The organism is Kitasatospora sp. NPDC029367, from assembly GCF_055569135.1.
On record NZ_JBVHYH010000036.1, the window covers coordinates 58,066 to 80,247 of the forward strand.

Below are 22,182 nucleotides of genomic sequence, written 5' to 3' on the forward strand. Positions count from 1 at the left end.
GGGGGCTCTTTTTGTTGCCCCCCCCCCCTCCCCCCCCCCCCCGAGGGGGGGGACAGGCGGGTCGCTGGGTCCCCTCGTTGTTTCCGAAGACCCCCCCCGCCGCGCGGGTCAGGCGTTGATGCAGGTGTTGCCGAACGCCGGGTTGAGGACGCTGATGATGCCGATCGAGTTGCCGCAGATGTTGGCCTCGAGGTTGATCGGGATCTGGATCTGGTTGCCGGAGAGCACACCGGGCGAACCGAAGGCGACACCGTTCGCGGTCGCGCCGCCGGCGGCGGCGGTGCCGGCACCGGCGAGGACGGCCACCGCGGCGAGCGCGGTGGCGGCGAGGGTGGTGCGAATACGCATTGCGTCACTCCTTGAGAGGGTGGCAGAACTCCGTGTGACGATCACACTCGCACCGATCGAACTCGACGGCAGGCCGGAAGCGTCCGAATTGGTCACTCAGAGGGCGTGTCGCCCTCCCGCCGGCCCTCCCGCCGCTCCGCGCCCGGCCCGCCGACCGCGGACACGCTCAGTGATCCCAGCAGCTCCCGGGCCGGTTCCAGCCCCGGTTCGGCCTCCAGTGCGCGGTGCAACAGCCCGAGCGCGAGCGCCTCCTCCCCCGCCCCCAGCGCCGCCAGGGCCCGGTTGTAGTCGATCCGACCGGCGTAACGCAGGCGGAACAGCACACCCAGGTCCTCCCGGCAGGACGGGCAGGCCAGCGACCGCCGGTCCGCGGGGACCTTGCACAGCGGGCAGCGGACCTCCAGCGCGTCGGGCACGCCGGGCGCGTCGGGTACGTCGCCTACGCCGGGCACGTCGCGTACGCCGGATACGCCGGGCACGCCGGGCACGTCAGCCGCGTCAGCCGCCTCGGACACCTCAGGAGTGGTCATCGCGGACCGGCCTCCTCCGGACGCACCGGGCCGAGCGACTCGGCCGCCGGCTCGCTGCCCAGCTCCCGCTGCGCCTGCGCGTACAGCGCCAGCAGGTTCGACATGTGCGTGTTGACCGCCTCCATGTTGGGCGCCTCCACCGCCTCGTCCAGGCCGCGCAGCTCCGCCATGATCCGCTGCCCGAGGGCCGGCGAGACCATGTTCTGGTTGACGTAGACGTTGCACATGGTGAGCATCCGGAAGGTGTGGCCGAGCGAGTCGCACAGCTCGTCCGCCTTCTGGGCCGCGCGCATCGCGCCCTCCCAGTCGGCCGCCTCCCGGCGCAGCCGCAGCTCGGCGGCCACCGAGCGCAGCCGGTCCAGGTCGCTCGGGTCCAGGTGCTTCTCGCAGTAGTGGATGAACAGGCTCAGGTAGGCCTCCGAGCCGCGCACCCAGCGCTGCGCCTTGAGCTGGCGCTGCGCCCGCTCCAGCGCCTCGTCCACCGACTGGCCGCGGGTCTGCCCGGCCGCCAGGTCGTCCAGGGCGTCCATCAGCCGCTGCGCCTCGCGCATCTCGGCCTCGGTGAGCTCGCCGCCCCAGCGGTCGGTGAAGGACTCGATCTGCCGCTGCTGCTCCTCGACCTGCACCTTCAACTCGGGGTCGAGGGTGACCCGCTCCAGCTTGACGGTCTTCTCGGCGCCGCCCTGGATCCGCACCGACAGGGTGATGGTGCGGTCACGGTCCAGGCCGAAGGAGACCTCCACCGGGGTGCGGCCGCCGAGGCCCTCGGGCAGCCGGAGGGTGAGGTGGCCGATCAGCTCGTTCTGCTGGGCGATCTCGTGCTCGCCCTCGTAGACGGCGATCTCCAGGCGCTGGCGGCCGCTGCCGGAGACCACGAACTCCCGGCTGACCGGCGAACTGGTCGGGTAGCTGGTGTTCTTGGGGATCATGACGGCCAGCCGGCCGTCGTTGAGCTCGATGCCGAGGTTCTTCGGGGTGATGTCGAACGGGTTGGTGACCTGCATCAACTCGCCGCAGCCCGAACAGACCTCGCTGCCCGGTGGGTTGACGGTGGCGCAGGAGGCGCAGCGCAGGCCGACGTCCTCGGCGGCGGTGGAGGACACCTTGGTGTGGCCCGGGGCGGCCGAGTTGAGCGGCTCACCGCACAGTTCGCAAGCGGTGACGCCGGGGGCGGCCGGGGTGCCGCACTGCGGGCAGTTGTCGGCGCGCAGCACGGTGGTGGCCTGGGACTGCTGCGGGATCGTCGCGCCGGAGCCGGCCGAACCGGACCTGGCCGAACCGCCGGCGGCCGAACCGGACCCGGCCGAACCGTCCATCTCCTGGGCGCACTTGGGGCAGGCCGGCGCCCCGGCCTCGACCGGGATGTGGCAGGTCGGGCAGGAGACCCGGTCACCGCCGAGCAGGGAGGTCGCGCAGTTGGCGCAGTTGGAGGCCGAGAGGTCCCCGGGGGCCCGGCACTCCGGGCACTCCACCTCACCGACCAGGGCGGACTGCACCGCCGCGCCGAGCGCCACGCACTGCATCGGGTTGACGCCGCGCTTGATCCGGCGGGTGCCGAACACCTCGCCGAGGCGCCGCTCGACCAGCGGGATCGCCGTCGAACCGCCGACCAGCACCACCTCGTCGATGTCCCCGACGGTCAGGTTGGCCTGCATGATCGCCTTGTGGGTCAGCTCGATGGTCCGCTCGATCTGGGCCTCGATCAGCTCCTCGAAGCGGGCGCGCTCGAACTCCGTCTCCAGCACCAGCTGTCCGGCGCCCAGGCCGGGCAGGATCACCTCGGAGGACTGCTGGTTGGACAGCTCGATCTTGACCGTCTCGGCCGTGGAGGCGATCTTCGGGCGGTCCCGGAGGTCCGGCTGGTAGTCGGAGCCGTACTCCTCGCGGATGTCCTCCAGCAGCGCGGTGGTGATCGCCCGGTCGAAGTCGTCGCCCCCCAGCAGGTTGTCGCCCTCGATGCCGAGCACCGAGACCGAACCGGGCACCAGCAGCAGGATGGAGATGTCGAAGGTGCCGCCGCCGAGGTCGTACACCAGGACGGTGCGGCCCTCGTCCCCGGCGTCGCTCGCCAGGCCGTACGCGAGCGCGGCGGCGGTCGGCTCGTTGATGATCCGCAGCACGTGCAGGCCGGCCATCCGGCCCGCCTCCTGGGTGGCGGCCACCTGGCGCTCGCCGAAGTACGCGGGGACGGTGATCACCGCCCGGTGGAAGGGCTCCCCGAGGCGCTGCTCGGCGTCCTGCTTGAGCCGGTGCAGGATGATCGCGGAGATCTCGATCGGGGTGTAGGAGCGGCCGTTGAACCAGACGTTGACGTCGCCGTCGGTGCCCGCGGTGACCTTGTAGTCGACCTCCTTGAGCGCCGCCTGGACCTGCGGGTCCTTGAACTTGCGGCCCATGAAGCGCTTGACCGAGCGGATCACGTTGGCTCCGTCGATGGCGATCCGGCTGCGCGCGGTCGAACCGACCAGCAGCTCGCCCTTGCGGCCGCTGCCGACCACGGAGGGCGTGGCCTCCTGGTTCTGCCGGTTGAAGATGATCTCCGGCGCGCCCCGGCGCAGGTGGGCCACCACGGAGTTGGTGGTGCCCAGGTCGATGCCGAGTGTGCGGTACATGTCGTTCCCCTCTTGCCCCTCGTGGTCCTGGCTACTTCTTGCGCTTGGCGCGCTTGGCCGGCCGGCCCGTCGCCCTGGCGTGCCGACGGGCCCGGGGCGGAACCGGCCTGGCCGGGGCCTCGCCGGGCTCGACGGGGTCGGTTGCGACGGGCTCCGCCGCAGCGGGCTCGGCCGCGACGGCCGCCGGCTCGACGATCTCGGGCTCCTCGGGCTCCTCGGGCTCCTCGAGCTCCTCGGGCTTGAGCGCCACGAGCCGCGGATCCTCGACCGGCCCCGTCCCCGGCGCCGACTCCGGTGCGGCGACGACCACTTGGGCCCGGCGCAGCACCTCCTGCTCCCAGAAGAACCCGGTCACCACCGTCTGCAACACCGTCTCCGGCGCCACCCCCGGCCGCACCTCGGTGCCGACGATCTCGGTCAGCGCCGGGTCCGCCGCCAGCCCCTCCAGCCGCATCGGCCGCACCCCGGCCTTGGCGAGCCGGCCGAGCAGCCGCCGGCGGGTCGCCTCCAACCCGGCACCGCGCCCGAGCGCCACCAGCTCGCGGTCCAGCCCGAGGGCGGCCAGCGCGTCGTCCACCTCGACCAGAACGCCCAGCAGTTCCCGCTGCTCGGCCCGGGCCTGCTGCTTCTGCTCGGTCAGCTTGTTGCCCAGCAGCGAGGAGCGGAACAGCAGTTGGGTGAACTTGGCCTCCAGGTCGACGGCCTCCGCACCCGGCGGAACCTCCAACGGCCGGTGGCCGTCGAGCAGGGCTGCGGTCGGCCCGGCCGGTGCGGTCGGCCCGGCCGGTGCGGTCGATACGGTCGGCACAGTCGGTGCGGTCGGTGCGGTCGGTGCGGTCGGTGCGTCGGTCATTGCGGGACCTCGATCTGGGGCAGCACGGACAGGTCGGCCGCGTAGCGGGCGGGGACGGGCGGTTCGGGGTCGGCGCCGCCGGGGGCGGGCTCGGCGAAGTCGGCGGCGGCCTCGGCCAGGTGCAGGGCGAGCAGGTCCGCGGCGGGCGGGAGGCCGGGGCGCTCGATCACCAGCAGCGGCTCGGCTAGCGCGGGGGCGAGCAACTCGGCGGCCTGGTCGACCGGTTCGGGCGGGAGCGGCTGTTGGAGGTCCACCTCCAGGCGTCGGTCCGGGTTGCGCAGCAGGGCCGCGGCGTCCTGGATCTGCTGGCGGTTGTACCGGCCCGCCTTGAGCGCCTTCCCGACCGAGAGGTTGATCTCGCGCACCCCGGCCGTGGGCGGGATGCCCAGGACCTCGTACGGCGACGGTTCGTGCAGTGGCATGACGGTCGGTCTCTCTCCTCACGGTCCGGACGGGGAAGGGGGGTTGGGGGCGGTGGCTAGGTGACGGGGGTCGGGGGCTGGTGCGGACGGTGGCCGGGACGGCGGCGGCGGCGAACGGGTGCACGGGCTACGACGGCGCCGGCCGCCCGGCGGTTGCCGGTTCGGTCAGTAGCGGCGGCCGAGCTTGTTGATCCGGTCCGCCAGGGCGCGCAGTTCGCGGTCGTGGGGATTGTGCTGGAGGGCCATTTCCATCGCCCCCTGGGCCTCCAGGTGGTTGCCGGCATTGGCCCGGGCGACGGCGAACGAGCTGAGGACGATGCCGAGTTCGCTCTTGAGCTTGGCGGTGTCCTCCGGTGAGGCGGCGAGTTCGAGCGCCTCGCGCAACAGGTTGATCGCCTCGACGTAGAGGCGCTCCTCGTAGAACGAGATCGCCCGGCCGCGCCAGACGCTGACCATCAGGCCGCGGATGTCGGGCGAGTCGTCGTAGGACCTGGCCTTCTGGAGCATCGCGGCCTGGGCCTGGAAGGTGCTGTTCTGCATGTGGTCGATGACGTGGTTGGCGAGCAGCACCGAGATCCGGCGGCCCGCCTCGCGCCCGGCGTCGCCCTCCCAGTCCGGGTCCCAGACCAGCGCCTCCAGCATCCGGCCGAGGGCGCGGGCGCTGTCGTCGGCGAAGGCGGCGGAGCGGGCCAGTTGGCGCAGCACGAAGGCGAGGCCCCGGCGGTTCTCGGGGTCGTCGTCGAGCTCGATCAGGCGCCTCCACGTGCCGACGGCCTCCTCGAGTTCCGCGTCGGAGGCGTCCACCCGGCTGAGCTCACCGGCCCGGTTGCCGAGGGCGGCGCGGAGGAAGTGCCGGGCGGTCGGGTCGCCGGGGGCGAGCTCGGCGCTCTTGGCCAGCAGTTCCAGGGCGCGCAGGTAGTCCTTCTCCTCGTTGTTGATCTTGCGGGCCCACTGGGCGTAGGTCGCGCCGAGGTCGCCGCGCACCTCCTGGTCGTCCGGGGCCAGCGCGAGGGCCTTCTCCAGCAGTCCGGCCGCGCCCTCCTGGTCGTCCACGCTGGTCTTCAACAGGGCGCGGGCGGCCCGGACCCCGGACTCGGCGGCGACCCGGGCCACGTCGGCGGGCAGCACCAGGTCGGGGACGGTCCGGGCCCGGGTGAGGCAGTCGAGCGCCTCCCGCCAGTCCTGGTTGCGGTGGTGCTCCCGGGCCTGGCTGACCAGGGCCGCGCCGAGCAGCGACTGCCAGGCGGCGCCGCGCTCGCCGTCGGGAACCGCGTCCAGCGCGGCGACGGCGGCCGCCTGACGGCCCTGGAAGTGCAGGTACTGCTGCGGGCCGAGCGCGCCGAACAGGCTGAGGGCGCGGCCGAGCGCGGGCCCGGAGGTGGCCCCGGGGCCGCGCCGCCAGGCGCCGACGGCCTGCTGGTAGGCCTCTCCCCAGCCGGGCAGCTCGGCGCGGAGCAGCCGGTCCAGGCCGGGGCCGAGGACCAGCCGGCGGGCGGGGCGGCCGGGCAGGGATATTCGGACGTCCTCCTGGGCGAAGGCGTCCGCGGCGTGGGACTCCATGCCCAGGCGCAGCGTCCACGCGGTGGTCTCGTCACCGCTGCGGCCGGCGGCCCGGTCGAGGGCGCGCAGGTCCTCGCGGAGGCGGTCGGTGAGCGCGGTGCGGGCGGCGGCGGTCCGCTGGGGGTCGGCCTCGCGGCCGGTGATCCGGGCGGTCTCGGCCCAGAGTTCCTCGCGGTGCAGGGCGGCGACCAGGCAGCCGAGCGTCCAGGCCCAGACCTGCTCGTCGGCGGCCTCGGCCGAGGCCTCGGCGGGGGCCCCTTCCGCCGTCGCCCGGGTGGAGGCCGCGAAGCGGTAGCCGGCCAGCCCGAGGGCGTGCAGCAGCCGGGGGTGGGCCGGGTCGTCGAGCAGCAGCGCGCGGTAGGCCCGGTAGGCCTCGCCGTGGCGGCCCTCGACGGCGTGCTGGTGGGCCTCGTGCTCGCCGAGCAGCACCAGCGCGGCGGCCGCCTGCGGGTGGCCGGGCGCGAGGGCGAGGGCCCGGCGCAGGTCGCCGGCCGCCCGGCCGGGCTGCTCGGCGGCGAGGGCGGCGCCGGCCCGGCGGACCAGGACGGCCGCCCGGGCGGCGCCGGCCTCCTCCGGCAGGTCGGCCAGGGCTTCGTCGAGGCGGCCGAGTTCGGCCCGCAGCAGGGCGAGGTCGAGCCGTACGGGCGCGGCGTCGGCGGCGTCGCCGAGCGCCTCGGCCCAGGCGGCCAGGACGGGTTCGGCCTGTTCGGGGGTGCCGGCCCGGCGGGCGCAGTCCAGGACGGCGCGCAGGGCGGGGCCGGTGCAGTGGGTGCAGCGGGGCGAGCCGGATCCGGCCGGGGCGTGCAGGTGCTCGGCGCAGGCCTCCCGGCCGCAGCCGCCGCAGGCGCCGGTGGCGGGGCGGGTGCAGGCCGCGCAGTCGCCGACCGGGTCGGCGCCGGGACCAGAGCCGGAACCGCCCGCGGGGGCGGTGAGGAAGTGCCGGTACCAGTCCAGCGCGGCGGCCCAGTTGCCCGCCCGTTCGGCGAGCAGGGCGCGCAGCCGGGCGAGCGCCGGGTCGCCGGCCGGGTCGGGGTCGAGCGGGCCGAGCAGGGCGATGGTCTGCACCGGACGGCCCGCCAGCAGGGCGGCGGCGGCCAGGTGGTAGCGGTCGCGGAGCCCGGCCGTCGGGTCGAGCAGCGCGGTGACCCGCTCGGTGGCGCCCTCGGCGAGGGCGAGCGCGGCACGCAGCCGGGACTGCCGGTGGGTGAGCGCCCCGGGCAGGGTGTCGGCCAGGGCGAGCGCGGCGGTGGCGGCCTCCCGGGTCGCGGCGCTGTCGCGGCCGGTGACCAGCAGGTGGGCGGCCTCGCGCAGGGCGGCCTCGCGCAGCGCGGACCGGTAGCCGGGGGCGCCGGGGTGTTCGGCGGCGGCCCGCTGCCACAGTTCGCGGGCGGCGGCCGGGTCGGTGGCCAGCCGGGTGCGGGCGAGCCGGTCGCGGGCCAGGGCCTGGCGGACGTGCAGTTCGGGGTCGTCCAGGGCTTCCCAGCGGGCGAGGGCGGCGGCCGGGTCGCCGGTGCGGGCGAGGGCGAGGCCGTGGTGGTAGGCGGCGATCCGGCTCCAGCGGGAGTCGGGTTCGGTGTCGGCCTCGGCGCGCAGCAGCGGCTCGGCCTCGGCGGCCCGGTCGGCGGCGGTCAGGGCGGCGCCGAGCCGGATCCTGGCGGGGCGCCAGTCGGGGGCGAGGCCGAGGCCGGTGCGGTAGTCGGCGGCGGCCTCGGCGTGCCGCTGGGCCCGTTCGTGGACCAGGGCGAGGCCGAACCTGGCCGGGGCGAAGGTGGGTTGGACGGTGAGTGCGGCGGTGAACTGCTCCCGGGCCTGGTCGTCGGCGCCGAGCAGCAGGGCGAGCCGGCCGAGGGCGTAGCGCGGGCGCGGGTCGCCGGGGGTCTCGGTGGCGGCGGCCGCGAGGTCGGCCCAGGCGGCGTCGGTGTCGCCGAGCCGCTGTCGGGCGAGGCCGCGGAAGAGCAGGCTGTCGGTGCGCAGGAGCGGGCCGCGGCCCCAGGGGCCGGGGTCGCCGGGGTCTCGGCGCAGGGCCTCGTCGAAGGCGGCGACGGCGGGTTCGTCCCGGTGCGCGGTGAACAGCTGGGCGCCCCAGCGGAACCAGAGTTCCGCGCTGCCGCCGGGGGCCGTGGCGGCGAGCAGCGGTTCGGCCTGCTCGGTGCGGCCGGTGGCGTTCAGCAGGGCGGCCCGGGCGAGGACCGGCCAGTCCTGGCCGGGCAGGGCGGCGAGAGCCTGGTCGGTGGCGTGGTCGCGCTGCTCGGGGGTGCCCTCGCGGCAGAGGCGCTGGAGCCACTGCACGGTGCGGGCGGCGGTGTCGGTGTCCTCGCCGGGTTCGGTGCCGGTGGCGGCGGCCCGGAGGTAGGCGAGGACCGGGCCGAGGTTGCCGTCCGGGGCCTGCGTCCGCTCCTCGGCGAGCCGGCGCAGGCTCCACCGGGGCAGTTGCCGGGCCGGGTCGGTGAGCAGCGGGAAGGCCTCGCGGAACAGGGCGAGGGTGGCCTGCTGGTCGCCGGTGGGGATGGTGGCCTCGGCCTGGCCGAGCAGGGCGAGGCCGCGCTGGGTGCGCAGTTCGGCGGGTCCGGTGGCGAGTCGGCGGGCGAGCCGGGCGTAGCGGCGGCGGGCCTGCGGGGCCTTCCCGGCGGCGAGTTGTCCGGCGGCCGTGGCCAGGGCCTTGGCAACTCCGGCCGGGTCCAGGGTGGTTCGCCTGCGGGCGAGCACGACGGCGGCCGCCCCGGCCAGTGCCACCACGATCAGCAGCACCGCAAGTTGCAGCATGCACCGTCCCCCTGTGCCTTGAGGTCGTCCTACTTCATGATCAACATTCCCCGTACGATCATGAGTTGACGTTGTTTTGTGATGTTGCTCGGGCGCCCATCAGAATAGGCCCTCCTCCGGGCAGACGAACAGAAATGAGCACTATCCTGAGCAGCGCGCAGGCCGTACGGCAGTCGCGCGTCCGCAGCGGTGAGGAAGCGTCGGGGGTTGCGTGTCAGAGTCTCGTTGGGTGCCCGGGCTCCGCTTCGGGCCCGAGTTCGACCCCGAACAGTACGAACTGCTGGAGTTCCACCACCGGGGCGGCGAGGCCGAGGTGTGGCGGGCGGTGCGCACCGGGCACAACGGGATCAAGGAACTCGTCGCCGCGAAGATCATGCTGGAGCGCGACCCGTCCGAGGTGCGGCGCTGGCTCGGCCGCTGGGACGACGTCTCGCACAACGCCCACCGGCTCGGCATCACCGACCTGGTGGTGCCCAGCTTCCTGCTCGGCCCCTCCCCGCACCGGCCCGGCGCGGTGCCCTCCGGCGGGCTGCTCGGCTACCAGATCTCGCCCTGGGTCGACGGCGTGCCGCTGCACACCTGGGCCCGCAGCCAGCGCGGCGGTCCGGCCGCGGTGGCCGAGGTGCTGGCCCGGCTGTGCCGGATCGTCGACGAGCTGCACCGCAAGCGCTGGGTGCACCGCGACATCTCCCCCGCCAACGTGCTGGTGGACGGTCAGGGCCTGGTCAAGCTGATCGACCTGACCTTCCTCGCCCCGCTCGACCACACCCTGACCGTCGCGGTGTTCACCCCCGGGCACGTACCGCCGGAGGCCGAGCAGGTCGGCGGCTTCCCCACCACCGCCAAGGACCTCTTCGCGGTCGGCACCCTCGCCCGCACCCTGCTGCTGCCCGACCACGGCCGGCTCGACCACCGGCTCGCCGCCGAACAGGCCCGCGCCGAACTGCTGGCGGCCGGCTACGGCGAGGAACTGGCCCGCTGGGCCTGCGAACCGCTCGCCCGCGAGCCCGACCGGCGCCCCGCCCCGCTCGGCCCCTGGGCCGCCCGCGGCCGCGAACTGCTGCGCGCCCACCGCCCGGTGGCACGCACCGCGGGCCTGGCCGTACTGCCGGACCGGGCCGGCCGGCCGCTGGTGGTCACGGCCGGCGCCGACGGCACCGCGCTGGCCGGCCCCGGACGCACCGGCCAGCGGCTGCCCGCCGGCCAGGGGCCCGGTGCGGTACGGGAGTTGGCGGCGGGCTGGGCCGGGCGCCAGGGCGAGCTGGTGGTCTGCGCCGAGGACCGCTCCGGCACCCTGTGGGTCGGCACCGCGGCCGGCTGGTGGGAGGCCGCCCGCGGGGTCAGCGGCCTGGCCGGGGCGGCCGGCGCGGCCGGGGAGCTGACCGTCTGGACCGCCGCCGCCGGCGCCCTGCGCTCCTACCGCTGGGCCCCCGGCCTCACCCTCACCGGCCAGGAACACCCCGGCTGCCCCGCCGACCGGGTGCTCGCCGCCGAGGAGGAACGGCCCGGCGCCTGGCTGGTCCTGGTCGAGCACCGCGACCGCGTGCTCAGCTGGCGGCCGGGCTCCGGCGAACCGCCCGTCCCGCTCGGCCCGCCCGGCACCCTGCGCGCCGGGGCGCTGGCCCGCGCCTCCGCCGGACCGCAGGCCGCCACCCTGCGGACGGACGGCTCCGCCCAGTTGCACACCCTGGGCGCGGCGACGGCCGGCACCGAGATCGGCGACGGGGAGCCCTCGCTCGGCATCGCCATGGTCGGCCACCGCGGCGGCCCCACCGTCGCCCTGGCGGGCGCGGGCGGCGTACGGCTGCGCCTGCCGGCCGGCGGGGCCTCCCGGCGTCCGCGCTGGTGGCGGCCGACGCTGCGCCCCGCCACCCGGGTCGCCCTCGCCATGGGGGACGACTGGCGGCTGTGCCTGGCAGCCGTGGTGGAGGGCGAGTTGCAGGTCTGGCAGGAGGACGCGGCCTACCGCTGGCAGGCGGTGGAGCTGCCGGAGGGGCCGTAGGGCCCGTCTTCAACTCCCGCCCGCCCGGAGGCCGGTGCGACAGCACACCGGGCTCAGCCGAGGGCGGCGACCAGCAGGGCGAAGGCGGCGATGATGACGGCGACGCGGGCGTAGTGGTAGCGGTCCCAGCGCGCGCTCTGCTCCTTCCAGTCCGCGGGCCGGTTCTCGGGGGTCCACGTCTTGCTCCGGTTGTTGATCGGGACGAGCAGCAGGACCGACATGAGCACGCTGACGATCAGCAGCCCGCCGGCGGTGACGACGAGGCCCGCGCCGTGGTGGTGCCATCCGGCGACGGCCCAGATCGCGGCGAGGACGAGCGAGGAGATGTACCAGACCGGCATCACCGCGCCGAGCATCCGGCCCCCGTGGGAGCGGGCGAGTTGGCCGCTGTCCTCGGGGAGCGCGCTGAAGATCCGGTTCATGAAGAAGGCGACGGAGAACTCCACCCCCACCATCACGCCGACGACCACGGTGGTGAGGACCTGGAGTGCGTTGAGCATGATGACCCCTCCTGGGATCTAGCGCTGCTAGCCGATGATGCAACGCTAGACCTACTGTCGCTCGCTTGTCTAGCGCTGCTAGGATCGAATCATGTCCGTACAGGAACGCAAGCAGCGCGAACGGGCGGAGCGCGAACGCCTCATCGTGGCGACGGCCCGCGAACTCGCCGAGCAGCAGGGCTGGGACGCGGTCACCACCCGCCGCCTCGCCGAGCGCATCGAATACAGCCAGCCCGTCCTCTACAGCCACTTCCGCGGCAAACGGGAGATCATCGGCGCCGTCGCCCTCGAAGGCGCCACCGAGATGGCCGCGGCCATGCGGGCCGCGGCCCGCGCCACGGACGACCCCCGCACCCGGGTCGCCGCCCTCGCCCGCAGCTACCTCGACTTCGCCGCCCGCAACCCGGCGGTCTACGACGCCCTCTTCCAGCTCGACGGCGGCCTGGCCTTCGCACAGGAGGAGACCCCCGAACCGCTGAAGGACGCCTTCGCCGCCCTGCTGGAAAGCCTCGGCGAGGTGGCCGGCGACGGCGTCCACCCGGGACTGTTCACCGAGGTGTTCTGGGCCGCCCTGCACGGAGTGGCCACCCTGACCCGGGCCCGACGCCTCCCCCCGGAGGACACCGAACGCAGGGTGGAACTGCTGGTGGACCGGCTCGCCGTCCTCTGACGCCCCGCCTCCGCCCGGCCTGCGGTCGACGCACCGTCGACCGCGAGCCAGGGGCACCACCACGCCCCTGGGCCGCGCTCGTCGAAGCCGCCCCGGCCGCCGACGGCGCATGGACCCGCACCGGCAAACGACCCCGTACGAACCGCGAGCACCCGCCGTACGAACCGGGCTCACTCCCCCGACAGCAGGTGCACCGGCCCCGCGGCGGCCAGATAGGCCTCACCGCCCACCGGCCACGGGCGGTCGGCCGAGACGATCAGCACCTCGGGCAACCCCGGTGCCCCGGGCCGGAGTTCGACCCGGTGGTCATGGCCCCGGAAGTCGCTGCCGAGCACCTTCGCCGGGACGGCGCCCGCCACCGGCCCGGCGGTGAGCCGCAGTTGGCCCGGCCGGAGCAGGGCGAGCGCACCGCCCGAACCAACCGCGGGGCCGGCCAGCGGAAGGGCGCCCAGGGCGGTCAGCGCCTCGACTCCCCTGGCCTCGGCCGGAATCAGGTTCGCCTCGCCCAGCACGCCCGCGACGGCGGCGTCGGCCGGGCGGTGGTACAGCTCCTCGGGGCTGCCCGCCTGGGCGATCCGGCCGTCGCGCAGGACGGCGACGGTGTCGGCGAAGGAGAGCGCCTCGTCCTGGTCGTGGGTGACCAGCACCGCCGTGGTGCCGGACTGCCGCAGGGCGGCGGCGACTTCGCGGCGCAGGTCGGCCCGCAGGGCCGCGTCCAGGGCGGCGAACGGTTCGTCGAGCAGCAGCAGTCGCGGGCGGGGCGCCAACGCCCGTGCCAGGGCGACGCGTTGCTGCTGGCCGCCGGAGAGCTGGTGCGGGCGGCGCTCCCCCAGGCCGGGCAGGCCGACCAGGTCGAGCAGTTCCGCGACCCGGGCGCGGCGCTGCGAACGGGGCAGTCCGAAGCCGATGTTGGCGGCGACGCTGAGGTGCGGGAAGAGCGCGCCGTCCTGCGGGACGAGGCCAATGCCCCGCTGTTCGGCGGGCAGCCTGCCGCGGCCGTCGTCGAGGACGCGGCCGTGCAGCACGACCTGCCCGGCGGCGGCCGGGTGGAAGCCGGCCAGCACCCGCAGCAGGGTGGACTTGCCGCAGCCGGAGGGCCCGAGGACGCAGGCGAGCGCGCCGTCCGGCACGGTCAGGTCGATGCCGTGCAGGACGGGGCTGCGTCCGTGGGCGGCGTGCAGGTCGACGACGGAGAGTCCGGTCATCGGGGGCTCCCTGGGCTACGGCGGGTGAGCAGCAGGACGGAGGGGACGGACAGCGCCACCATCAGGGCCGCGTACGGCGCCGCCGCCCCGTAGGCGAGGCCGCTGGTGTAGACCCAGAACTGGGTGGCCAGGGTCTGGGTGCCGGTGGGGCGCAGCAGCAGGGTGGCGGTGAGTTCGGTGGAGGCGGTGAGGCCGACCATGGCGACGGCGGCGCCGAGGCCGGGCAGCACCAGCGGCAGGGTGACCCGGCAGAGGACGGCGAGCGGCCGGGTGCCGAGCGAGCGGGCGGCCTCCTCGACACCGGGCGGCACCTGGGCGAGGGCGGCGCGGACGGCGGTGAGGGCCAGCGGGAAGAACAGCAGGACGTACCCCAGGACCAGCATCGGCGGCTGCTGGTACAGGGGCCGGGCCCAGCGGACGGCGAAGAAGACCACCGCGAGGGCGACGGCGATGCCGGGCAGCGCCCGGGTGAGGTAGGCGATCCGCTCGACGGCGCGGGCGGGCCGGGTGCCGCGCCGCCAGCCGTACAGGGCGACGGGGAGGGCGGCGGCCGTGGCGACGACGGCGGCGCCGAGCGCGTACCCGAGGGTGGCCAGGGTGGCGCCGAGCACGGAGGCGGAGGGCAGGGTGGTGGAGCTGCCCTTGACCAGCCAGTACGCCAGCGCGTACAGCGGCACCCCGAGCGAGACGCCGACCAGCGCGGCCAGCGCGCCGAGCGCGGGGGCGGTCCAGCCGCCGAGCCGCACCGGCACGGCGGGGCGGGCCAGGGCGCCGTGCCGGGTGGTGCGCGCTCGGCGGCCGGCCCAGGCCTCCAGGGCGACCAGCAGCAGGGCGAGCCCGACCAGCACCAGGGTGAGCAGCGAGGCGGAGGCCGCGTCGAAGCCGAGCTTGTACTGGGTGAACACGGCGGTGGCGAAGGTGGTGTAGCGCAGCATCGCGAAGGCGCCGTACTCGCCGAGCAGGTAGAGCGAGACCAGCAGGACGCCGCCGGCCAGGGCGGGCCGGGTGAGCGGCAGGGTGACCCGCCACAGGGTGGCGAGCCGGCCGCGGCCGAGCGAGCGGGAGACCTCCTCGGCGGCGGCGTCGCCGTGCCGCAGGGCTGCCGCGACCGGCAGGAACACCAGTGGGTAGAGCGAGCAGGTCATCACCAGGACGGCGCCCCAGTAGCCGTGGACGGAGCGGAACAGCGAGACCCAGGAGTAGCCGCGGACGAACTCCGGTACGGCGAGCGGCAGGGCGAGCGCGACGGTCCAGGCCCGGCGGCCGGGCAGGGTGGTGCGCTCGACCAGGTAGGCGGCGCCGAAGCCGAGGACGGCGGTGGCGAGGGTGACGGCGGCGGTCAGGCCGAGGGTGTGCCCGAGCAGGGTGGCGATCAGCGGGCGGCCGAGCAGCCGCCGGGTCTGGTCCCAACCGGCCTGCGCGGCCTGGGCGGTGACGAAGCCGAGCGGCGCGGCGACCACCGCGACCACGGCGACGGCGACGGGGGCGAGCAGGCCGCCGGCCCGCCACCGCCGCCGGGGCAGGGGGGTCGTCACTGGAGCAGTCCGGCGTCCTGCAGCAGGGTCAGGGCCTGCTTGCCGTCGCCGAGCTGGGCCGGGTCGGCGACGGTGCCGATGCCGTCCAGGGCGGGCAGTTCGGGCTTGCCCTTCACGCCGTCGACCAGCGGGTACTCGTAGCTCGCGGAGTTCGCGATGACGGTCTGGGCCGGGGCGGAGGCGAGGTAGCCGAGGAAGGCCTGGGCGGCGGCCTGGTGCTTGCCGTGGCTGAGCACGGCGGCGCCGGAGACGTCGATCAGCGAGCCCGGGTCGCCCTTGGGGAAGTAGTGCAGGGTCGCGTGGGTCTCGGCCGCGCCCTTCTCGTCGCGCATCCGGTAGAAGTAGTAGTGGTCGATGACGCCGCCCTCGACCTCGCCGCTGTTGATCGCGGCGGAGAGGGTCTCGTTGCTGTCGTAGACCTTGGCGTTGTCCTTGAGGCCCTTGAGCCACTGCTTGGCGGCGTCCTCGCCCTTGGCCTTGAGGACCTGGGTGACGACCGGGGCGAAGTCGGTCTCGCCGGGGGCGATGCCCAGGCGCCCCTTCCACTCGGGCTTGGCCAGGTCGAGCACGGAGGCGGGCGGCGCGGTGTCGGCGCCCTTGCCGGTGGCGGCGAGGAAGGCGGCGCTGCGGGCGGAGACGCCGACCCAGTCGCCCTTGCCCGAACTGTCGTTGGCCGGGACGGACTTGAGGGTGTCGGGGGCGACCTTGGCGAGCAGGCCCTTGTCGCCGAGGGCGGTGAGCGCGGGCGGGTTCTCGGCGTAGAAGACGTCGGCCGGGGAGGCGTCGCCCTCCTGGAGGATCTGGTTGGCCAGCTCGGCCTCGTCGCCGGAGCGCAGCTCGACCTTGATGCCGGTGCGCTTGGTGAAGTCCTCGGTCAGCGCCTTGACGGTCTGCTCGTGCTGACCGCTGTAGACGGTGATGGTCTGGCCCGCCGCGGCGGTGGCGCCGTCCGTGCCCCCCGTCCCGCCGGAGCTGCCGCAGGCGGTGAGGGCGAGGGCGCAGACGGCGACGAGGGACAGGCCGGCCAGCGGCCGCACGGTACCGGGCATGGTGAGGGTCCTCCGGAAGGGCAGGGAACAGCCGCCGGAGCCCTCGGAAAGCGAGGGTCGGCGGCCTGACGGCACGAGAACCTAAGGCAGGAAAGGCTTGCCTAACAAGTGTCGGAGCGTCACATCTCGGCCCGGTCGCGGCGGGGTAGGACTTCGGTGAGCGGACTCCCAAGTACGGGCAAAACGACCGCCAAGCACTGGTCATCACCGGCAAGTACGGACGAACCGGATCCTCGGCGGCCCGGGCCCGCCATCACGGTGGGTAGCGCCCGTACGGTGGCCGGAGCGGCGTCCGAACGGGCGAGGGCCCCGGAACCGGTCAGCGGTTCCGGGGCCTCGGGGCCATCTCGTGGCCTGCGGCGGGAGCTCAGCGGAAGCGGCGCAGCCGGAGGCTGTTGCCGACCACGAAGACCGAGGAGAAGGCCATGGCCGCCCCCGCGATCATCGGGTTGAGCAGGCCCGCGGCCGCCAGCGGCAGGGCGGCGACGTTGTAGCCGAAGGCCCAGAACAGGTTGCTCTTGATGGTGCCGAGGGTCCGGCGGCTGAGCCGGATGGCGTCGGCGGCGGCCAGCAGGTCGCCGCGGACCAGGGTGAGGTCGCCCGCCTCGATCGCGGCGTCCGTCCCGGTGCCCATCGCCAGGCCGAGGTCGGCCTGGGCGAGCGCGGCCGCGTCGTTGACGCCGTCCCCGACCATCGCCACGACCCTGCCCTCGGCCTGCAGCCGCTTGACGGTGTCGACCTTGTCCTGCGGCATGACCTCGGCGATCACGTGCTCCGGTGCGATGCCGACCTCGGCGGCGACCGCCTCGGCGACCAGCCTGTTGTCACCGGTCAGCAGCACCGGGGTCAGGCCCAGGGCCCGCAGCTTGGTGATGGCCTCGGCACTGGTCGGCTTGACCGCGTCCGCCACCTCCAGGACGGCCCGGGCCTCGCCGTCCCAGCCGACCGCGATCGCGGTGCGGCCGGCCGACTCGGCGGTGCGCTTGGCCTCGGCGAGGGCCCCCGGCAGGTACTGCGACCACTCGTTGAGCAGCGCCTCCCGGCCGGCCAGCACCGCGTGGCCGTCCACCACGCCCTGGACGCCCAGGCCGGGCACGTTCTCGAAGCCCTCGACGGCGGGCAGTTCACCGGCCTTGGCGGCGGCGGTGGCGATCGCCCGGGCGATCGGGTGCTCGGAGGCGTGCTCCAGGGCGCCGGCCAGGCGGAGCACCTCGGCCTCGGTGACGCCCTCGGCGGTGTGCACGGCGAGCAGGGTCATCCGGCCGGTGGTGACGGTGCCGGTCTTGTCCAGGACGATGGTGTCGACCTTGCGGGTGGACTCCAGCACCTCCGGGCCCTTGATCAGTACGCCCAGTTGGGCGCCGCGGCCGGTGCCGACCAGCAGGGCGGTCGGGGTGGCCAGGCCCAGGGCGCACGGGCAGGCGATGATCAGCACCGCCACGGCGGCGGTGAAGGCGGCGGTCCAGCCCTCGCCGGTGCCCAGCCAGTAGCCGAGGGTGGCCACCGCCAGGGTGATCACGATCGGCACGAAGACCGCGGAGATCCGGTCGGCCAGGCGTTGGGCGGCGGCCTTGCCGTTCTGGGCCTCCTCGACCAGCTTGGCCATCCGGGCGAGCTGGGTGTCCGCGCCGACCCTGGTGGCCTCGACCACCAGCCGGCCGCCCGCGTTGACGGTCGCACCGGTGACGGCTCCCCCGACCCCGACCTCGACCGGGACGGACTCGCCGGTGAGCATCGAGGCGTCCACGGCGGAACTGCCCTCGACCACGGTGCCGTCGGTGGCGATCTTCTCGCCGGGCCGCACCACGAACCGGTCCCCCACCGCGAGTTCGGCGATCGGGATCCGCACCTCGGCTCCGCCGCGCAGCACCGTCACGTCCTTGGCGCCCAGTTCCAGCAGCGCCTTGAGGGCGGCTCCGGCGGTGCGCTTGGAGCGGGCCTCGAAGTAGCGCCCGGCCAGGATGAAGGCGGTGACGCCGGCCGCCGCCTCCAGGTAGATGTTCGAGGCGCCGTCGCTGCGGGCGATGGTGAACTCGAAGCCGTGCCGCATGCCCGGCATCCCCGCGTCGCCGAAGAACAGCGCCCACAGCGACCACAGGAACGCGGCGCCCGTACCGAGCGAGACCAGGGTGTCCATGGTCGCGGCGCCGTGCCGGGCGTTGGTCCAGGCGGCGCGGTGGAACGGCCAGGCGGCGTAGGTGACGACCGGGGCGGTGAGGGTGAGCGAGAGCCACTGCCAGTTGTCGAACTGCAGGGCCGGCACCATCGCCATCGCGATCACCGGGACGGCCAGGGCGACGGCGGTGAACAACCGCTGGCGCAGCGGCGCCAGTCCGTCGGCGGGCTCGCCCGGCTCGGCGCCCTCGCCGCCGGCGGCGGCCGGGGGCGTGGGCAGCGCGGCGGTGTAGCCGGTGGCCTCGACGGTGGCGATCAGGTCGGCCACCTCGACCTCGCCCTCGAAGGAGACCTTCGCCTTCTCGGTGGCGTAGTTGACGCTGGCCGAGACGCCGTCCATCCGGTTGAGCTTCTTCTCGATCCGGGCGGCGCACGAGGCGCACGTCATTCCGCCGATCGAGAGTTCCACCTCCGTGGAGGCGGGTGCCTGGGTGGTCATCGTTGCTCCTGGTGACTGTCGCTGCTTCGAGGTACGTGCGAGGTACGGGTGCGGCCGGGCCGTCATACCCTCTGGGGGTATCGGGCGGTGCCGGGTTCCTTTATACCCCTGGGGGGTACTGAGGGCAAGCCCCGGCCGATACCCCCAGGCCGGTATTTTCCTGAGGCGGAGACCGCTTGACGTGATACCCCCATGGGGTATTCACTCATGGCACTGCCCGCCGGAACCCGGAACGTCCCAGGAGACCGCCGTGAACACCGCCCTGCGCATCACCGCCTTCACCGCCGGCCTCGCCGCCGTCTTCGGCCTCGCCCTCGGCGTCGGCCACGCGACCGGCACCGGCCCCGCCGAGCCCAGGCCCGCCACCGGACACGCCGCCCACAGCGGACCCGGCACTGGACACGACGGCGGACACGACAGCGGACACGACTCAGGGAGCGGGGCAGCCGCCGCCGAACACCTCTCCGGCGGGCTCCAGGTCTCCGAGCGCGGCTACACCCTCAGCGTCGACAACCCCTTCGTCACCGCCGGCTCCCCCACCGACCTGCGCTTCCGCATCCTCGGCACGGACGGCAGGCCCGTCACCGCCTACCAGCAGGAGCACGAGAAGGAACTCCACCTGATCGTCGCCCCGCGCGACCTCTCCACCTTCCAGCACCTGCACCCCACCCTCGGCGCCGACGGCACCTGGAGCGCCACCGCCGCCGTCCCCGCCGCCGGCGAGTACCGGGTCTTCGCCGACTTCACCCCGGCCGGAGCCGACGAGGGCCTCACCCTCGGCGCCGACCTCCACGCCGCCGGCGACCTGCACCCCGCCCCGCTGCCCGACACCGGCCGCACCGTCACGGTCGACGGCTACACCGTCACCCTCAGCGGCGACCTCACCCCCGACCGCAGCAGCCACCTCACCCTGACCATCAGCAAGGACGGCACCCCGGTCACCGACCTCCAGCCCTACCTCGGCGCCTACGGCCACCTGGTCGCCCTGCGCGCCGGCGACCTCGCCTACCTCCACGTCCACCCGGACACCACCACCCCCGGCCCCGGCATCGGCTTCACCACCACCGCCCCGAGCGGCGGCAGCTACCGGCTCTTCCTGGACTTCCAGCACCAGGGCACCGTCCACACCGCCGCCTTCACCGTCACCACGGGCGACCAGAAGCACTGAGGAGGAGGTCCTGGGGGCGCCGACGCCCTCGGGGCGGGATGAGGCAGGCCGGGGGTGCCGGGCGATCCGCGGGGGATCGCCCGGCACCTTCGTCGTCCTCGTCGTCCTCGTCGTCTTCGTCGTCCAGGGAACCCCGCCGGACCGGCGCTCGTCTTCCCCGACGACGCGTGGACGGCTTCGTCACCGCAGTCACGACCGACGAACTCCCCACCACCTGAACATGCCTGAACGGCCGGCGAACGGTAGGTAGCACTCGATGCAGACCACAGATCCCACCGAAGCCCGCATCGACGATGCGGGCAACGTGCTGGTTGCGCCCTCGACGGCGCAGCGCATCGACTTCTTCGGGGCCGTGATCGCGCCCGAAGACCTCGCCTCCACCGACCTCGCGCAGAAGACGGTCTATCTCTGTGGCGACACAGCCACGCTCGACACCAGCCAACTCGACTCGGCCGCCCGCGTCTTCGTCGTCCGGGAGCTCGCGCAGAACCACTCCGACGCCCCCTGGCCCCTGGTCGGCCTCGGCCGGGTCCCGATCCGCGTCCACGGCGCCGGCGTGTACTACCCCCGGTTCTTCGAGCCCGAGGCCGACCACTTCCACCGGATCCGCGCCGAGCACACCTTCCAGTCGCTGACGGAGTCCACCAAGCCCGGTTCGGCCCACCGCAGCGGCATCTACCTCACCCCCGTCACCCGCGACGGCGACGAGCTGCACTTCCGCCTGCTGCGCTGCTCCACCAACCTGTCCGGCCCGACGGAGAACTTCGGCCCGACCGACACCGACATCGTCGACGCCCTGAACCGCGAGGCCGCCACCGTCTTCCGCGGCCACGCACCGCTGAACCACGTCCTCGCGCAGACCTACCACAACACCCTGGCCACGCCCGAGCGCAAGCAGTCCAAGGCCAAGATCTCCTCCCACGCCGACAAGACCAAGGACATGCCCGTCAACGGCGTCATGGCCTTCTGCACCTTCTACGACGGCCTGGACAAGCTCCAGCCCCTCCCCGACGACCCCTTCGACTACGGCACGAAGAACTCCAGCGCGCTGACCAGCCTCCGCTTCCGCCTCAAGGACTCGGCCGCGGAACAGTACGGCCACGCGCTCCCCCGGCAGTTCGCCCTGACCCTCCACCCCGGGTCGGTGTTCTTCATGCCGCTGTCCACCAACCGCCTCTACACCCACGAGATCCGCCCCTCGGCCCTGGACGCCGAGCTGCTGCCGACCCGCCTGGGCTACGTGGTGCGCTGCTCGAAGACCGAGGCCGTGCACCGCGACGGCCGGACCTTCCTCACCTCGGCCGGCGGCCTGGTGGAGCTGGAGCCGCCCACCGAGGCCGGCATGGAGGAGCTGCGCAGGCGGTACGCCGAGGAGAACAGGTCCTCGGCCTTCGTCGACTACGGCGACCAGTTCCTGTTCAGCATGAACGCGGGAGACTACCGTGCCCCGCGTGCCTAGCATCTCGGACGAGATCCGCTCCTACGCCCTGCCCGCCGAGCCGGGCCTCTTCGCGGAACTGTCCGCATCGGCCGACCTGGAGGACCTCGGGAAGGGCCGCCGGGGCACCACGCTCACCCGGCCCGACCGGACGGGCGGTGTGCCCCTCGTCCGCACCACCACCCGGTACGCCGCCCCGGCGCAGCGCTTCCGCCCCGTCCACGAACGTCTGGCGCAGCGGATCCAGGAGCGCGCCGGGCTTCCGCTCGCCTTCGACAACGCCCTGTTCGAGAGCTACACCAACGCCTACACGACCATGGGCGCCCATTCCGACCAGGCCCTCGACCTGGCCGAGGGCTCGTACATCGCCGTCTTCTCCTGCTACCGCGACCCCGAAGCGGGCCCGCCGAGGAAGCTGGTCGTCGAGTCGAAGGAGCCGGACGGCGAGAGGTACGAAGTCCCCCTCGCCCACGACACCTTCGTCGTCTTCTCCGTCGAGTCGAACCGGCGGCTCAGGCACAGGATCGTCCTGGAGAAGCCCGTCCCCGCAGCGGACAACGTCTGGCTGGGCCTGACCTTCCGCACCTCGAGGACCCTCGTGCGGTTCCGCGACGGGCACCCGTACCTCCCGGAGGGCGCCCGCCTCACCCCGGCCGACGAGGAGCAGCGACGCGAGTTCTACCGGCTGCGACGCCGCGAGAACCAGGAGACGGACTTCAGCTACCCCCCGCTGACCTACACCGTCAGCGAGAGCGACCTGCTGCCGCCCGTCTGACCCTGACCGGCGCGGGGGGGGGGGGGGGGGGGGGGGGGGGGGGGGGGGGGGGGGGGGGGGGGGGGGGGGGGGGGGGGGGGGGGGGGGGGGGGGGGTGGGGGGGGGCGGGCGGTCGGCTCGGCGCGGGCGCGCTGGCTG

At 74.6% G+C, this 22,182-nt stretch carries 16 protein-coding genes; 5 read left to right on the forward strand and 11 right to left on the reverse strand.

All coding sequences use genetic code 11. The features are described from left to right. Positions 1-108: 108 nt before the first annotated feature. From ACZ4W5_RS20615 to ACZ4W5_RS20640, 6 genes are all read right to left on the reverse strand, one after another. Entirely contained in the window at positions 109-348 is a 240-nt protein-coding gene (locus ACZ4W5_RS20615) for a chaplin (protein WP_360243245.1), read from the reverse strand. Positions 349-440: 92 nt separating this feature from the next. After that, positions 441-878, reverse strand: a complete 438-nt coding sequence (locus ACZ4W5_RS20620; RefSeq protein WP_465656014.1) for a hypothetical protein — start codon at positions 876-878, stop codon at positions 441-443. Then, on the reverse strand, positions 875-3,490 hold the full coding sequence (locus ACZ4W5_RS20625; RefSeq protein WP_465656016.1) for an Hsp70 family protein: 2,616 nt from the start codon (positions 3,488-3,490) through the stop codon (positions 875-877). The genes ACZ4W5_RS20620 and ACZ4W5_RS20625 overlap by 4 nt, the downstream gene beginning before the upstream one ends. A 31-nt stretch (positions 3,491-3,521) precedes the next feature. After that, a complete protein-coding gene (locus ACZ4W5_RS20630; protein ID WP_465656017.1) occupies positions 3,522-4,343 on the reverse strand; it encodes a nucleotide exchange factor GrpE in 822 nt (273 codons plus the stop codon). Further along, complete coding sequence (locus ACZ4W5_RS20635; RefSeq protein WP_465656019.1) at positions 4,340-4,765, reverse strand: hypothetical protein; 426 nt, start codon at positions 4,763-4,765, stop codon at positions 4,340-4,342. The genes ACZ4W5_RS20630 and ACZ4W5_RS20635 overlap by 4 nt, the downstream gene beginning before the upstream one ends. 165 nt (positions 4,766-4,930) lie before the next feature. Next, complete coding sequence (locus ACZ4W5_RS20640) at positions 4,931-9,088, reverse strand: tetratricopeptide repeat protein (protein WP_465656020.1); 4,158 nt, start codon at positions 9,086-9,088, stop codon at positions 4,931-4,933. Positions 9,089-9,317: 229 nt separating this feature from the next. On the opposite strand from ACZ4W5_RS20640, the gene ACZ4W5_RS20645 reads away from it, so the two are divergent. Beyond that, positions 9,318-11,090 carry a protein kinase domain-containing protein gene (locus ACZ4W5_RS20645; RefSeq protein WP_465656022.1) on the forward strand — a complete coding sequence of 591 codons (1,773 nt, stop codon included), beginning with the start codon at positions 9,318-9,320 and terminating at the stop codon, positions 11,088-11,090. Positions 11,091-11,143: 53 nt separating this feature from the next. On the opposite strand, the gene ACZ4W5_RS20650 is transcribed toward ACZ4W5_RS20645, so the two are convergent. Then, positions 11,144-11,590, reverse strand: a complete 447-nt coding sequence (locus ACZ4W5_RS20650) for an anthrone oxygenase family protein (RefSeq protein WP_465656024.1) — start codon at positions 11,588-11,590, stop codon at positions 11,144-11,146. A gap of 91 nt (positions 11,591-11,681) precedes the next feature. On the opposite strand from ACZ4W5_RS20650, the gene ACZ4W5_RS20655 reads away from it, so the two are divergent. Beyond that, entirely contained in the window at positions 11,682-12,260 is a 579-nt protein-coding gene (locus tag ACZ4W5_RS20655) for a TetR/AcrR family transcriptional regulator (protein WP_465656025.1), read from the forward strand. A gap of 170 nt (positions 12,261-12,430) precedes the next feature. Here ACZ4W5_RS20655 and ACZ4W5_RS20660 read toward each other — a convergent pair whose 3' ends face one another. The 4 genes from ACZ4W5_RS20660 to ACZ4W5_RS20675 form a co-directional block, all read right to left on the reverse strand. Then, positions 12,431-13,465, reverse strand: a complete 1,035-nt coding sequence (locus tag ACZ4W5_RS20660; RefSeq protein WP_465656027.1) for an ABC transporter ATP-binding protein — start codon at positions 13,463-13,465, stop codon at positions 12,431-12,433. Continuing rightward, entirely contained in the window at positions 13,462-15,000 is a 1,539-nt protein-coding gene (locus tag ACZ4W5_RS20665) for an ABC transporter permease (RefSeq protein ID WP_360243275.1), read from the reverse strand. The genes ACZ4W5_RS20660 and ACZ4W5_RS20665 overlap by 4 nt, the downstream gene beginning before the upstream one ends. Then, positions 14,997-16,049, reverse strand: coding sequence for an iron ABC transporter substrate-binding protein (locus ACZ4W5_RS20670; protein WP_465656029.1), 1,053 nt, complete (start codon positions 16,047-16,049; stop codon positions 14,997-14,999). Before ACZ4W5_RS20670 ends, ACZ4W5_RS20665 begins: the two co-directional genes overlap by 4 nt. A 367-nt stretch (positions 16,050-16,416) precedes the next feature. Beyond that, positions 16,417-18,663: a heavy metal translocating P-type ATPase gene (locus ACZ4W5_RS20675; protein ID WP_465656031.1), complete on the reverse strand. Its 2,247-nt coding sequence runs from the start codon at positions 18,661-18,663 to the stop codon at positions 16,417-16,419. Positions 18,664-18,913: 250 nt separating this feature from the next. On the opposite strand from ACZ4W5_RS20675, the gene ACZ4W5_RS20680 reads away from it, so the two are divergent. The 3 genes from ACZ4W5_RS20680 (at position 18,914) to ACZ4W5_RS20690 (ending at position 22,044) form a co-directional block, all read left to right on the forward strand. After that, entirely contained in the window at positions 18,914-19,831 is a 918-nt protein-coding gene (locus tag ACZ4W5_RS20680) for a hypothetical protein (RefSeq protein WP_465656032.1), read from the forward strand. A 256-nt stretch (positions 19,832-20,087) separates the two neighbouring features. Further along, on the forward strand, positions 20,088-21,290 hold the full coding sequence (locus ACZ4W5_RS20685; RefSeq protein ID WP_465656034.1) for a hypothetical protein: 1,203 nt from the start codon (positions 20,088-20,090) through the stop codon (positions 21,288-21,290). Further along, positions 21,283-22,044, forward strand: a complete 762-nt coding sequence (locus ACZ4W5_RS20690) for a 2OG-Fe(II) oxygenase family protein (RefSeq protein ID WP_465656036.1) — start codon at positions 21,283-21,285, stop codon at positions 22,042-22,044. The genes ACZ4W5_RS20685 and ACZ4W5_RS20690 overlap by 8 nt, the downstream gene beginning before the upstream one ends. Positions 22,045-22,182: the final 138 nt, after the last annotated feature.

Excerpts from the sequence above, each read along its gene's own strand:
- ACZ4W5_RS20615 (WP_360243245.1), bottom strand. The coding sequence starts at position 348 with ATGCGTATTCGCACCACCCTCGCCGCCACCGCGCTCGCCGCGGTGGCC.
- ACZ4W5_RS20620 (WP_465656014.1), bottom strand. The coding sequence starts at position 878 with ATGACCACTCCTGAGGTGTCCGAGGCGGCTGACGCGGCTGACGTGCCC.
- ACZ4W5_RS20625 (WP_465656016.1), bottom strand. The coding sequence starts at position 3,490 with ATGTACCGCACACTCGGCATCGACCTGGGCACCACCAACTCCGTGGTG.
- ACZ4W5_RS20630 (WP_465656017.1), bottom strand. The coding sequence starts at position 4,343 with ATGACCGACGCACCGACCGCACCGACCGCACCGACCGCACCGACTGTG.
- ACZ4W5_RS20635 (WP_465656019.1), bottom strand. The coding sequence starts at position 4,765 with ATGCCACTGCACGAACCGTCGCCGTACGAGGTCCTGGGCATCCCGCCC.
- ACZ4W5_RS20640 (WP_465656020.1), bottom strand. The coding sequence starts at position 9,088 with ATGCTGCAACTTGCGGTGCTGCTGATCGTGGTGGCACTGGCCGGGGCG.
- ACZ4W5_RS20650 (WP_465656024.1), bottom strand. The coding sequence starts at position 11,590 with ATGCTCAACGCACTCCAGGTCCTCACCACCGTGGTCGTCGGCGTGATG.
- ACZ4W5_RS20655 (WP_465656025.1), top strand. The coding sequence starts at position 11,682 with ATGTCCGTACAGGAACGCAAGCAGCGCGAACGGGCGGAGCGCGAACGC.
- ACZ4W5_RS20660 (WP_465656027.1), bottom strand. The coding sequence starts at position 13,465 with ATGACCGGACTCTCCGTCGTCGACCTGCACGCCGCCCACGGACGCAGC.
- ACZ4W5_RS20670 (WP_465656029.1), bottom strand. The coding sequence starts at position 16,049 with ATGCCCGGTACCGTGCGGCCGCTGGCCGGCCTGTCCCTCGTCGCCGTC.
- ACZ4W5_RS20675 (WP_465656031.1), bottom strand. The coding sequence starts at position 18,663 with ATGACCACCCAGGCACCCGCCTCCACGGAGGTGGAACTCTCGATCGGC.
- ACZ4W5_RS20685 (WP_465656034.1), top strand. The coding sequence starts at position 20,088 with ATGCAGACCACAGATCCCACCGAAGCCCGCATCGACGATGCGGGCAAC.